At 43.6% G+C, this 12,881-nt stretch carries 14 protein-coding genes, 3 tRNA genes and 2 pseudogenes; 8 read left to right on the top strand and 11 right to left on the bottom strand.

Annotation, left to right across the window (positions count from 1 at the left end):
- The first annotated feature begins 20 nt into the window (after positions 1 to 20).
- The 3 genes from C9889_RS07915 to C9889_RS07905 all read left to right on the top strand — a co-directional run bounded on the left by C9889_RS07915 (position 21) and on the right by C9889_RS07905 (position 558).
- Entirely contained in the window at positions 21 to 185 is a 165-nt protein-coding gene (locus C9889_RS07915) for an HVO_2753 family zinc finger protein (protein WP_129598500.1), read from the top strand.
- A 9-nt stretch (positions 186 to 194) separates the two neighbouring features.
- Positions 195 to 464 (top strand): elongation factor 1-beta, encoded by a 270-nt coding sequence (locus C9889_RS07910; RefSeq protein WP_129598498.1) that lies wholly within the window; start codon positions 195 to 197, stop codon positions 462 to 464.
- A gap of 22 nt (positions 465 to 486) precedes the next feature.
- Positions 487 to 558: transfer RNA gene (locus tag C9889_RS07905), tRNA-Ala, on the top strand.
- 18 nt (positions 559 to 576) lie between these two features.
- Here C9889_RS07905 and thiI read toward each other — a convergent pair.
- Positions 577 to 1,749, bottom strand: a pseudogene (gene thiI, locus C9889_RS07900) (tRNA uracil 4-sulfurtransferase ThiI).
- An 87-nt stretch (positions 1,750 to 1,836) separates the two neighbouring features.
- Here thiI and C9889_RS10135 point away from each other — a divergent pair.
- The 3 genes from C9889_RS10135 (at position 1,837) to C9889_RS10130 (ending at position 2,576) form a co-directional block, all read left to right on the top strand.
- On the top strand, positions 1,837 to 2,010 hold the full coding sequence (locus C9889_RS10135) for a hypothetical protein (RefSeq protein ID WP_164999315.1): 174 nt from the start codon (positions 1,837 to 1,839) through the stop codon (positions 2,008 to 2,010).
- 127 nt (positions 2,011 to 2,137) lie between these two features.
- Entirely contained in the window at positions 2,138 to 2,332 is a 195-nt protein-coding gene (locus tag C9889_RS07895; RefSeq protein WP_129598496.1) for an AarF/UbiB family protein, read from the top strand.
- 106 nt (positions 2,333 to 2,438) lie between these two features.
- Complete coding sequence (locus C9889_RS10130; RefSeq protein ID WP_164999314.1) at positions 2,439 to 2,576, top strand: hypothetical protein; 138 nt, start codon at positions 2,439 to 2,441, stop codon at positions 2,574 to 2,576.
- Between the two features lie 133 nt (positions 2,577 to 2,709).
- Here the strand turns inward: C9889_RS10130 and C9889_RS07890 are convergent, their stop codons facing one another.
- Entirely contained in the window at positions 2,710 to 3,162 is a 453-nt protein-coding gene (locus C9889_RS07890; protein WP_225420036.1) for a toprim domain-containing protein, read from the bottom strand.
- A 103-nt stretch (positions 3,163 to 3,265) separates the two neighbouring features.
- On the opposite strand from C9889_RS07890, the gene C9889_RS07885 reads away from it, so the two are divergent.
- Both C9889_RS07885 and C9889_RS07880 read left to right on the top strand, forming a co-directional pair.
- Positions 3,266 to 3,472: a hypothetical protein gene (locus tag C9889_RS07885; protein WP_123137127.1), complete on the top strand. Its 207-nt coding sequence runs from the start codon at positions 3,266 to 3,268 to the stop codon at positions 3,470 to 3,472.
- Positions 3,473 to 3,552: 80 nt separating this feature from the next.
- Positions 3,553 to 3,927, top strand: coding sequence for a phenylacetate--CoA ligase family protein (locus C9889_RS07880; protein WP_191985830.1), 375 nt, complete (start codon positions 3,553 to 3,555; stop codon positions 3,925 to 3,927).
- A gap of 88 nt (positions 3,928 to 4,015) precedes the next feature.
- Here the strand turns inward: C9889_RS07880 and C9889_RS07875 are convergent, their stop codons facing one another.
- From C9889_RS07875 to C9889_RS07835, 9 genes and pseudogenes are all read right to left on the bottom strand, one after another.
- Positions 4,016 to 4,207 (bottom strand): acylphosphatase, encoded by a 192-nt coding sequence (locus C9889_RS07875; protein WP_225420035.1) that lies wholly within the window; start codon positions 4,205 to 4,207, stop codon positions 4,016 to 4,018.
- Positions 4,208 to 4,228: 21 nt separating this feature from the next.
- Positions 4,229 to 6,125: pseudogene (locus C9889_RS07870) on the bottom strand (threonine--tRNA ligase).
- Between the two features lie 52 nt (positions 6,126 to 6,177).
- Positions 6,178 to 7,272: an AI-2E family transporter gene (locus tag C9889_RS07865; RefSeq protein ID WP_129598494.1), complete on the bottom strand. Its 1,095-nt coding sequence runs from the start codon at positions 7,270 to 7,272 to the stop codon at positions 6,178 to 6,180.
- Between the two features lie 79 nt (positions 7,273 to 7,351).
- Entirely contained in the window at positions 7,352 to 9,325 is a 1,974-nt protein-coding gene (locus C9889_RS07860) for a phosphoadenosine phosphosulfate reductase domain-containing protein (RefSeq protein WP_129598492.1), read from the bottom strand.
- A gap of 39 nt (positions 9,326 to 9,364) precedes the next feature.
- Positions 9,365 to 10,759, bottom strand: coding sequence for an NADPH-dependent glutamate synthase (gene gltA, locus C9889_RS07855; RefSeq protein WP_129598490.1), 1,395 nt, complete (start codon positions 10,757 to 10,759; stop codon positions 9,365 to 9,367).
- Positions 10,732 to 11,583 (bottom strand): sulfide/dihydroorotate dehydrogenase-like FAD/NAD-binding protein, encoded by an 852-nt coding sequence (locus tag C9889_RS07850; protein ID WP_129598488.1) that lies wholly within the window; start codon positions 11,581 to 11,583, stop codon positions 10,732 to 10,734. The genes gltA and C9889_RS07850 overlap by 28 nt, the downstream gene beginning before the upstream one ends.
- Positions 11,584 to 11,685: 102 nt before the next feature.
- Positions 11,686 to 12,375: a sarcinarray family MAST domain-containing protein gene (locus tag C9889_RS07845; protein WP_129598486.1), complete on the bottom strand. Its 690-nt coding sequence runs from the start codon at positions 12,373 to 12,375 to the stop codon at positions 11,686 to 11,688.
- A gap of 186 nt (positions 12,376 to 12,561) precedes the next feature.
- Positions 12,562 to 12,634, bottom strand: a tRNA-Asp gene (locus C9889_RS07840).
- Positions 12,635 to 12,729: 95 nt separating this feature from the next.
- Positions 12,730 to 12,841 (bottom strand) — tRNA-Tyr (locus C9889_RS07835).
- Positions 12,842 to 12,881 lie beyond the last annotated feature (40 nt).

Here is a 12,881-nt window from a genome sequence, read left to right as displayed (position 1 = left end):
TCACAATAAGGAGAAATACAATGGAGAAGGTCAATTACTGTACCTCCTGCGGTGTACACCTTTCGGACAAGGGTTTTGCACATTTTGCATGCCCCGAATGTGACACCGAACTTGGAAGATGCATAAAATGCAGACAGCAGAGTAACAATTACGTCTGTCCTAAATGTGGATTCATGGGTCCATGAGGTGTAAATATGGGAGATGTTGCAGCTACTATTAAAATAATGCCCGATGGCGTAGAAAGAGATCTTGAAGAGATCAAAGCAAAGATCGCAGGTGTTTTGCCTGAAGGTTCAGAACTCTTCGGAACTGTCGAAGAGCCTATTGCATTTGGCCTCAAGGCCATTAAAGCTACAGTTCTTGTAGGCGACTTGGAAGGCGGAACCGAGCCTGTTGAGGAAGCCATAGCAACCATCGAAGGTGTCGAGAGCGTACAGGTAGAAGAAGTAGGAAGACCTGTCTGAAGGTCTTCACAACTCTTTTTTTGGGCTTGTAGATCAGGGGAAGATCGTTACGTTCGCAACGTAAAGGCCGCGGGTTCGAATCCCGCCAGGTCCATCCCTTCAAGCCTTATTTTCACTCAAACTCATACAATACCTTGGCATTTACCAGGGAATCGTCAATAAGGCTATCAACATCCAGTTTTGCTTCCTCTTCAACTACCGCATCATACATGGCCCTTACCTCCGGACGTCAGGAACTGCTCCACACTCTGCAGAACTCAGAGTAGAAATATCAAAAGTACCTATTTTTCTGGCCAGATCGATTATTTCAGTTTTGTCAAAACTTATGAGGGGATGATATATCGGAAATCCCAGACCATAAATTTCAGCATGCAGGTTGAAGTTGTCTGGGAAGCCACCTGACCCAGGGATGACCCGGTAATAATACCTGATGCTTTTTCTTTTTCCATAACTTCAAAAGCAATCCTGTACATCATCCTCTTGCATAATATACAGGTATTTTTGAGAGAACAGTTGTCCTGAATTGCCTGTAAATTTTTTCCGTTGGGAACTTCATACATTTTCATGGGGTTGCCGGCAGACCACTCGTTAAGCACTTTCACACATTTGATGGCTTTCTTTCGGGTTGCTTCATCAGAAAAGGGTGCATTATTGCAGAATACAGGAATGATTTTTACACCCCTTCTCATCAGCAACCAGGCAGCAACCGGGGAATCTATTCCTCCAGATACCAGAACTACCATTTTACCCTGAGTACCCACTGGCAGACCACCCACACCTTTGGAAATTCCCGTAAACACATAAGCGGCGTTTTGCCTCATTTCCACAAATATCTCTTTATCAGGATTATCAAGATTCACCGAAGGATTCCTTCCCAGGGACTCAAGTTTCTCATACACCGCATCGCCACAAATCCTTCCTAAATCCGCGGAGGTAAAAGAGTGATTCCCCGAGCGACGTGGACGGATTGCAAACGATTCGGATTCTGCGATGAAATCACCAGCGATTGCAGCACATTCCTCTGCGGCTGATTTCAAATTTGGATCGACTTACGGGCAAAAGAGGTAGATACCACCCCGAAAACATTCGAACACACTTCTGCAGCTGCCGGGTCATCGGATTCGATAAAAATACGCCCCCTGTCCCTAATAACTTCATTATATGAAACTGCCTGCTGCTCAAGCATTGCTTTAAGATTATTAACCAGTGTACGTTCGAAAAAATTACGCACACCCGGACTTTTCAGGGACAGTTCGCCGTATCTTACAATGACTATATTGTTCATGGGAAGAAATATTCACATTTGTTAATTAAACCTATTCCACAAAATATAACAATACATATTTAATAAGGAAAATGCAAAAACGGGTTGATGCTAAAAAAGGTTCGCAGATATCTGGAAATTCTCAGGATTTCTACAAAATATAATCTTTTCAGTCTTCTATATAAAGAAATAAATCGCAACTACATACCCGGTAGACGTGGTACCTGTTATCTCGATGTTGAGAACCAGCACAATGCCCGCAGAATGCGACTTGCTTTTTAGGAATTGGGACCTACTTTTGTTAAATTGGGCCAAATAATGAGTAAAAGGTCCGATATCCTGCCCCCAGAGTTACATAAGGGAACTGGCAAATCTGCAGGACCGCGTAAAACCCCTTGAGTTTGAACAGATGCTGCCTTCCTTTTCAAGCCTGCAATGTGCAATACCGGGCACCCAGAACGGTGAACCTGAAATATCAATGGAACAGGTGCTGGGATATTTTGATGAAATTGATACAAAGCCTATAGCAAGTGCATCAATTGCCCAGGTATACATGGAAATAACAATTGAGGAAAAACAAGTTGAATTGTTCCACTACATTTAAATACAAAAATAATCCTATAAGTACAAACGGGATTTACTAAAAAGTGGGGTACGAATAATTTACTTTTAGCACTAATCCTATTTCAAAGATATCTGGGGAGAATAATATGACAAGACTGAAAAGATGTCCGGAATGCCATTCCGAAATGGAAGTCAACGAAAATGGAATAGAATACTGCAATGTGTGCGATTACTGGACAGTAGAGGGAACAGCACGCCTTGATTCCATAACTATGCTTGCTTGAGGGGTAGTATGATGCAAGCATCCTCCTGTAAGATATGCACTCAATGCAGGGAAAAGTTAAAAGTAATGAAGATGAAATCCAATGTCCTTTACTACTGCCGCAAGTGTGGCAGGACAACTTCCCGAGAATTACTTCAATAATACTGTTGTAAAACAGTATGTTTCATTTTTTTCATGTGACTAACAAGACTTTCTACATCTTTTATCTCTTTTTGAACAAGAGACACCAATCTATTTCTGATAGAAGTATCCACATCGACATCCATATATTCCAGATCGGTAGAAATTTTGTCTGCAAGTATGTTTCCCCTTCTGTCCCAATCAGTCAGAACAATAACACAGCGATCCATTTCCCGCAGTTTTTCGGATAGATCAAGCAGAGGAATATGAGTTACTTTTTTAATAATACCATGTATACCGAGACTGCGCAATGAAGAAACATCCCTTTTTCCTTCAACCAGAATAATGTCACCTTCATCAGAACATTTGATGAGCTCTTTCAGCAATTCATCAAGCAGTCCATATCTTCTCTTAATTTCATACATAGAAGAAGGGGTCAAGGAACTATTGTTCAAAAAAGAAGACATCAATAGCCATAGAAAGGGAGAACTTATAAAAATAACCCTTCTGTTAAGGGTCGAAAGTAATATATACAAATCTTTTCAAATATAATAAGAAGGAGGGGGTTTCTTGAGCTGTATATTTTGTGGAAAAGAATGTATGGATTACGATATTGAGGGCGGATCCGAAAAAGATGCAGAACCGGGAAAAATAATAGGGAAAGTCCATATATGTATGGACTGTATCGAAGAATTGCGAGATGTACTGGGAATCACCTCTCTTGAGAGGGAAGTTTCTTCCGTAGAATATGAGATAGTTGAAGAAACTATCCGTTGATAAATAAGGAGGACGATTTATCCCTTATTTTAACCCGGAAATGGAAAATCTCGGAAGAGAAGAACTGGATAACCTTGTTGATGAAAGGATTAAATCCTGAAAGGGAAGCCGAGACATTCTGGGTGGAAGGAACACCCTTCAACCGTGTGAATGTTGAAAAAGGAGTCTTCCAGAGAGATAACATGGAATACCTGACCGGTGAATATGAGGCATTCCTTTACGGCGAAACCGGAAACACCACTTTACGGGTAAGTCTTGAATGTGAAGAACCTGAAAAATGTGACCGCGAGATGGTTCAGGAAAACTTCCTGAAGAGTTTCCTGCAATACAAACCTGGCCTGCAGGATGCCTATAATGAGGAAGCCTTTGAGATATTATTCAATTTCCTTCCTGAAGGAGATATGGAATTCTATAAAGTCAAGGGACGCCCCAAAAGAGTAGTTGACAGGAGATGAATTATCTCCTGATACTGAAATCATTAAATTCGCCTGTTGGTGACTCCCAAACTATTTCGACATCTCTGACCTGGGATGCCGGAGGGCCCTATTTGAGAGCATTCAACAGGGCATCTATTTTTCCCTTGCTACCTTCGACAACAGCTTTAACCCTGCCGTCCGTGAGGTTTACCACATAACCGGTAAGTCCGATGTCGGATGCTTTCTGCATGGTAAAGGAGCGAAAGAAAACACCTTGCACAACACCGGATACATGTATTATTGCGCGTTCCATATCCATAAATTAATTTTCGAGATGATATTATATGAATCTTGGTCTCATGCTAAGTTTTTGTGCAAGAGGCAGGTGACCCTGAGGCATCCCGGCAGTCTCTGCAAGAATGCGGCTGTTGAGTTCATCCACGGACATCTCAATCTTGGAAGGCTTCTTTGGTTTAGATTCTTCCCTCACAGTGACATTGACATTACCGCTTTCGACTTCCCTGTCCCCGACAACTACCACATAGGGAACCCATTCCTGTCCTGCATTACGTATCTTCTTGCCAACTGTTTCTTCCCTGTCATCTATATCCGCCCGACACTGAAGACGTGATGCAATCTCTTCGGCAAATTCCATATGTCGCTCTGCAATGGGTATGATCCTGACCTGTGTGGGTGATAACCAGACCGGAAGCATCGGGACTTCTCCACCTTCAGCCTTCATCGAGGCTTTTTCCAGCAGGGCATAAATACAGCGTTCAATTGCTCCGCTGGGTGAACAATGCAATACGACAGGTCTTTTAGCTTCCCCTGCCTGGTCGATATACTTAATGTCGTATCGTTCTGCATTTTCCACATCTATCTGGACTGTGGAAAGCGCACTTGCCTTTTTCAGGGCATCCACAAAATTGAACTCGAACTTGAGCACAAAGTAGAAGAAACGTTTCTCCCACATTTCCACAAGAACAGGTTTATTGACTTTCTTTGCAAGAGCAGTGATAAATTCCTTGTTCTCCTCATAAAAGTCCCGGGTTAGCCTGATTGCAACTTCATAATCGGAAACATCGATTCCGACATCTTTCAACACATCTATTGACATCTGGTACTGACGACCGAACTGTTCAACAGCCTGGTCCATATCGCCACACATTGTATGCATATCCGGCATGGTAAAAGCCCGCAACCTGCGCAGGCCCACCAGTTCACCCCTCTGTTCCTTACGGAAACTGTAACGTGTAAGTTCCACCATTTTCATCGGGAGGTTGTGGTGGGAGATGGTCATATCATGACTCATCAGGAACTGGCCAAAGCATGCAGCAAATCTCAAAAACATCTGGCGTTTGTCGGATTCGATTGAATACTGACGTGCAGGGAACCTGTCCAGGTATTTTTTGAGTGTAGGGTGGTTCATATCGTACATCAAAGGTGTTTCTACTTCCATTGCTCCTTCCCTGGCAGAAGAATCCAGCACATACCGCTCAAGCAGGGATTTGATCAGCCTGCCTTTGGGATAATAACGCATGTTACCGGAGTCAGACCCGGGTTCATAATCAGCAATCTCAAGCCTGCGCATCAATTCAACATGAGGAGGAACCTTTTCCACAGCCCTGCTTTTGGAGATTTCATGATCTACAAAGGTACCTAAATTCTCATGATCATTGAAATTGAAATCATCAACATCATGTAGAACACCGTCCGGAGACAGGACCTTCCAGTAAGATTTGGCCGTACTTTCGGCTTTCAGGGCTTCAGATACAACTTCTTCCTCTGTATCTACGCCTTCGCCACATGATTCGCTTTCCGGGTTGATAGTTCGGGAAAGTTCTGAGAGAGGATGCCCTTTGCAACTGATTTTGAATGCTTTGTACCACCCAAAAGGAGCACGTTTGACATTAAATGAATCAATAAGGCTATTTTCAATATCCTTCATTACAGAAACCGCCATCTTAGGGGAAGAAAGGTCGGAACTTAAATGGGCATAAGGATACAGCATTACATTGTCTGTATTTACCTGGGATGCAGTCTTTTTGATCTCAGCAACTGCCTTTTCAGCCACATCTTTCGGGTTTGCTTCATCAGTACTTTCCACCGCTATAAAAACGGTCAAAGCTTCATCTAGTCTACCTTTTTTGAATGAATCCTCTATTTGCTCTGCAACAGGAGTACTTTTTTTTCACTTCGTATTCAATATAATCGGAATGGATAAGCAATAATTGCATGAACTCACCTCGGGTCTTCTGGATAAATTGGAACAATCCTTATTAACCTTTTTCAAATGGAATCATCCTTAAGACACGCTTCATCCAAATCATTGCCGGAATCTTCGGTATCCTGACTGTTCGAATTGTCAATATATACCCGGTAAGCCGCCACCAAAGCCCCCAGGAGTACCGGTGCGGCAAAGAATCCCGCTATTCCCCCTACAAAACCTCCACCCAGAAATACAACGACAAGTACTACCGGATGTATCTGGGATTTCATGCTCACAAAATATGGACGCAGGAAAAGCTCAGGCGGGACGTAGATTACTATAGATGACACAATGAAAAAGACAATTGCAGCCTCTGCACCCATTTCTATGTACCTGATAACAGACAGTGCCAGAAGTACCATATAACCGGCAAAAAGGGGTATCACAGAAGCAATAAATATCAGGGTCGCAAGTGCCGGTATATGAGATAAACCAAAGGCATAAAACACAATTACTGAAATCGTACTTACAGTAAGAGCAGCGTAGGCATTACCTATAAATATACCACTCAAAATCCGGTCCAGCTCCCGCAGGTAGCGGCCTGCATTTAATTGGGTTCCCGTTGGAGCGATACATACCGCGGAAGCATACAGTTTCTCACCTTCAAGCAGCAGGAAATAGCAAACAAAGATTGCCACAATCAGATTGATCATAAACATACCCAGACTTTTGGCATACGAAACAAAACCCAGGCTACCTGCAAAAGAAAGAATCGAAAGCGATGAGTCCCAAACAAGCTGGTTGATATGTTCAAAATATGTACCCGGCACTATTGCCCTTATAAAATCAAATATGATCTCCAGGACCTGTGACTGGTTTTCGAGAACCCAGATAAGCTGTCTGAATATCTCTACAAAACCTGTGCCTATTATGATAACGAGAGGCGTTACGATAAACATCGTCGCAATGAATGCCCCATAATGGTTTTTCCTGTTTATCTTGTCATATATAGGCCTGCAGATATAGGCAAAAACCAGACCCAACACGATACCGTCTGCAAGAGGAAGAAGAATTTTCACAAGAGCCAGGAATACAATGAAAAAAGCAATAAAAGCAAGTATTTTCCACCTGTTTTCGATAATTACGGATACACCGTCTATATCTTTTAACTCCATGAAACTCCCTTACATTACTGACAATATTCTCTCAATAAACTACCTCATATTACTATTTCATTATATTAAAAGCAGCGCATCAAAGGTCAGGAATGATTCGATCAGCATAGCGGACTACCACACAGGATTCATTGCATTTTCCACAGCCTGAGCATGAGTCATGTATTTTTATTTTCCCGTTTTTCAATTCAATGGAACCTCTGGCACATGCATTGAGACATACCCCACAGCCACTGCAACGGGCAATACGTAGCAACTGCAAACATGTATTCCTGTACATCCTGTCTGCAATCTTCCTGTCAGAAGCTGTTACTTTCAAGTTACCCGATGCAAAGAATTTAACCGTATATGAGCGGCCCTTTGCGAGGACAACACCTATCTCAGGGGAATATACGACATTACCCAGCATTCTCATTACATCCGCTGCTTCTAAAAGTGACACCCCACGTATCCGGGCCTCAACGGAAAAATCGCCTCCACTACAGACAGAATGTCCGGAAACTGCACTTATGCTGAAATCTTCTGTTTCAACAGGTGTGATAGATATTCCCAGCTGTTTTGCCAGGGCAAGCATTTTAGGAGGATGTTGCTGCCAGCGCCAGAAACCATATTCAGCATATTCCGAGGACAGACCCTTTGAAGCCGTCCAATTTTGAAGGTATGCAATCCATCTTTCATACAAGTCGGGAAACAATTGCCTGACCCTCTCAAATTCACATTCAGGGGCCGAAGGGCAAAGATAGCAACCCACCCTTTCAAAACCCATGTCATAAAGGGGATTATAAGCAAGTTTTTTCCAGTAGATGTACAGCCAGACCTCAATAGCCCTCCACTGCCTGATTGGAAAAACGTTCAGCTGGCCCGGCACAAAGGGATTGGCCTCGGTTGCGGCAGTCTCCTGCCTGGAAAAAGACTCATATTTGCGTTTACCGTCAACTGCAAGACAGGGATTCTTCGCACTGCAGGATTCAAAAGCCGAATTCGCAGGACCCAGTTTACAGACTTTGCAACACCAGCGGAAATCCTTTCCGGGTGGACCGAAACTCTCCACATTATCCCAGAAAGCATTCTCTGCCCTTTTTTCAATAAGTTCTATACCATTGGCATTGCAAAACTCATGTGCAAATTGCACTGTCTCAGGAAATTCTATCCCCGTATTGAGGAAAATTGCCCTGAGACGGCTGGCATCCAGTGCCCTTCGGGCAAGGTCCAGCACAACCAGACTATCCTTGCCCCCACTGAATGATACATTGACGGGAAAAGAAGAATAGGCAGGATCATTGCCAATCCCTTTTATCATGTTTATCGCATTGGATTCTATTCTTTTGAGAGAAGATTGGTTGGCCCTAATGACAGAATCCATGGAAGGCGCTGATTGTTTCAGATTTGCAGAAACCTTTTTGATTTTTTTGACCCGAAGCAACGGTTTGCCCGGCCTGTAATTAGCTGAATCCTCAAGAGATATGCCAATACCCACCAGTTTTCCACATCGCAGCAATACCGGGTCGCCTTTTTCGATATCCGGTGAAAAATGATCGATACCTTCCAGAGAGATTTTTTTACCGTTCAGATGGCGACCGGTATAATGAAGATGTGCCGTTTTTGAATGTGTATGGTTTAGCAGGACGCTGGCACCAATGTCAGTGGGTTCAAACCTGAATTGTTTTTGCAGGATATCAAAATACATATGCCCGATACATATGCCATCAACCAGCACCTCATCATTGCGGTCATCCCCTGCAACCTTGTTCAACAGTATGACTCTGTCAACAAAAGGATTACAATCATAAAGTTGCCGTAGCAGGCCATCAAGTAAGTCTCTTTCATAAACAGAAGCAAATCTCACATCACAAGGAGAGGTCAGGGGTAATTTCGTACCTTCACTGCCACAAATATCACAGACAGGATCTATTAAAGGTAAATTGCAGGAAGCACACCAGAAAATATGGTCGGCTAACACCTGTTTATCGGATTGTTTTCGGGCCTTCCTGGCCTTGGGACGATTCTTTTTGCCTGCAGAAGCAAAAGTAAATGTAGAGCGTTTTTTTTGCATTTTATAGTGATATGAATCCTTTCTTCAATTAACCTTTTGTCAGGACTGATTACCCAGATACCGGCTAATGGTTGAAGCTGCCTGTTTCCCTGCACCCATTGCACTGATTACGGTTGCAGCACCGGTAACCACATCGCCCCCTGCGCATAATCCTGCCAGGGATGACATCGCATCCTCATCGACAACTATTGTGCCCTTCGAAGTGGTTTCAAGTTCTTCAGAGCCTGCAAAGATGACCGGATTTGGAGATGTTCCGATAGCAACTATTACTATATCCGCATCAATCACATGCTCAGAACCCTCAATTGGTATAGGGCGCCTTCTGCCGGATTCATCGGGTTCACCGAGTTCCATATTTACGCATTCCACACCTGTAGCAGTCTTATTTTCACCTTCAAGGATACGGACCGGATTGGTAAGCAGGTTGAAAATCACACCTTCTTCCTTTGCATGTTCAACCTCTTCAATACGGGCAGACATCTCCGCCTCGCTGCGCCGGTACACAACTGTTACTTCTTCTGCACCCAGCCGGAGGGCACAGCGGGCAGCATCCATCGCAACGTTGCCGGCCCCTACCACAACAATCTTATTTCCGCATTTGATGGGTGTGTCATAATCCGGGAAACGATAGGCTTTCATCAGATTGACCCTTGTAAGGAACTCATTTGCAGAATAAACACCGTTGAGGTTCTCCCCTTCAATACGCATAAATCTGGGAAGACCGGCACCTGTACCTACAAAGACCGCATCGAATTCATCGCGGAGTTCATCAAGGGTTTTTATCCTTCCTATAACATAATCCACTTTTATGTCAACACCAAGGTTACGGATATAATCTACTTCTTGCCTGACAATGTCCTTGGGTAGCCTGAATTCGGGTATACCGTAGGTCAAGACCCCTCCCGGTTCATGGAGGGCTTCATAAATAGTTACACCATGCCCTGCTTTTGCAAGTTCTGCTGCTGCAGTAAGTCCAGCAGGACCTGCACCAATGACAGCCACATTTTTCCCGCTGGATTTTGCTTTTGCAGGGGATTTTACTCCTGCATCCCTTTCATAATCCGCACAGAAACGCTCAAGCCTTCCGATAGCAAGCGGTTCACCCTTTTTGCCAAGTACACAGAGTTTCTCACACTGCTCTTCCTGAGGACAAACACGTCCACAGATTGCCGGCAGGGCATTGGATTTCTTGAGTATACCTATAGCCTTATCAAAGTCTTTGTTCTTGATCCTTGAAACAAACCCGGGGATATCAATATTAACAGGACATCCTGCCACACATTGGGGATCACTGCACTCAAGACAGCGTTCCGCCTCAATTACAGCCTGCTGTTCTGTGTACCCCAATGCGACTTCATCGAAGTTTCCAATTCTTTCCTCTGGCTTTTGCTCAGACATTTGCTGTTTCAGTGACACTTGCAATCCCCTCCGCATTTTTTGCTGTAACTTTCAAGGGCTTCCTTTTCCTGCGGCCTGTAAAAGGATAGCCTGCTCATCATAAGGTCAAAATCCACACCGGAGGCATCAAACTCCGGCCCATCCACACATGCAAATTTGGTTTCCCCGCCAACAGATACACGACAACCACCACACATCCCGGTACCATCGATCATAATTGGATTGAGGCTTACAAGGGTTTCCACGCCATAGGGGGCAGTTACACCGGCCCCTACTTTCATCATTATAGGCGGACCGATTATGACAATACGGTCAACCTGCTGGTCACTATCAAGAATATCTTTGACAATATCTGTTACAAAACCGTGATGACCTTTGCTCCCATCATCTGTTGCCACATAGAGTTCATCACTCACCTCTGCCATTTCATCTTCAAGAATGAGCATTTCTTCATTGCGGGCACCGATTATAGATATTACATGGTTACCTGCCTCGCGATAGGCACGTGCCTGTGGGTACACAGGAGCCACACCGATACCCCCCCCAACCATTACTACTGTACCAAGTTTGCGGATATCCGAGGGAGTGCCCAGAGGACCGACAAAATCCTGCAGTGTGTCACCTGTTTTGAGGGTTGTTAATTGTTTGGTAGTCTTGCCCATTACCTGATAGATTACAGTTATAGAACCCTCTTCAACATCAAAGTCGGCTATTGTAAGAGGAATGCGTTCACCACTTTCATCAATACGTAATATCACAAATTGGCCTGCTTTTGCTGCTTTTGCTATATCCGGAGCTTCGACCTTCATGAGATCCACATCCGGAACAAGATTGCGTGTTTCAATTATATTGTAAGACATATGATCACATCAACGATTATTGGATAAGAGGGAGAGATGTACGTATAAAAGTCTATCCGATGGTTTCAATTTACTAATGATATTTGTAGCTTTTCAATTGTTCTAAAAGCCAGAAATTACAATATTATTAATTTTGCGACGAAGCAATAGTAAACCCACTATTGCAAAAGCAAAAAGAGGACTGGCAAAACCAACAAATAAAGACCCTGAAGGTGATTCTGATCGTGGGATGTAGGAATTTAAAGAGAGAGGATAATTATCATCCCATATCCCATCTTCAACATATTCATCCGTGATGCGGGGAGTTACAACAATAGAAGATTGCTCAATAGTTAAATCTGAAGAGTTTGCCGGGTTGATTGAATAGTTGAATCCAACCGGAACCGCACCACATGCCGTATTTGCTGCCTCCCTGATTACCCACTTATAGGTAAATGTTTCATTGGGGGCAAACTCACGTGAATGAGTTGAATTGAATGCACATGGCCCTTTCTGTATTTCCAGAGATGTGCCAGGATCCAAAATATGTTGGTCGATAGTGACATCGACAACACTTGCCTGTTTTACTGTCATATCAACCGCCAATGTGAAAGACTCATTTGCATCCAGAACAGGAGAAGGGGTGAAATGTTCCGGATATAATTCACCATTACAATAGACCTCAGTCACTGCATAGGAATCATTGGCAAGCACGCCTGTAGAAAAACATACTGTGAAAATGAAAAAGACACAGAGCAATCTGAGTATGTAGCGATCTGTGTTCCTGATCCGTGGTAATATTTTATCCGACATTCTGAAACAAATAAGGATGAAAACTATATAAAAATTATCTTCTTATACCTAATTAATTGTATATACACATTTGCAGGCGTGGTTTTAAAACAGCAAAGATACTACTCTGTGACAACATTATAGAAAACAAAATTAGATGTGAGTTTCGACCCCGGCAAAACCGGGGCCATTCGGAAAAGTTTTGTACGCCCGAACCGGGATTCGAACCCGGGTCGGGGCCTCGACAGGGCCCCATGATAGGCCTCTACACTATTCGGACAATGTCCGGGCACACTTTTCCGCTCACAAGAGCAGCACCCAAATACATTTAATTGTATATAAGGGTTTTGTTTGCACCCCTTTAGAAGAGGTGTTTGGTCCCGCCTCCCAGACTCGAACCGGGGGCATCGCGGTAACCGCGCGGTATGTGGATAAACCACACAAACCATACTACAGCCGCGCACTCTACCAACTGAGTTAAGGCGGGACATTACTCAGCGAGATATTTCCATCCTCACAATCTTATA

Source organism: Methanohalophilus profundi (assembly GCF_004137855.1).
Lineage (GTDB): Archaea > Halobacteriota > Methanosarcinia > Methanosarcinales > Methanosarcinaceae > Methanohalophilus > Methanohalophilus profundi.
This window is presented reverse-complemented; position numbering and strand designations above follow the sequence as displayed.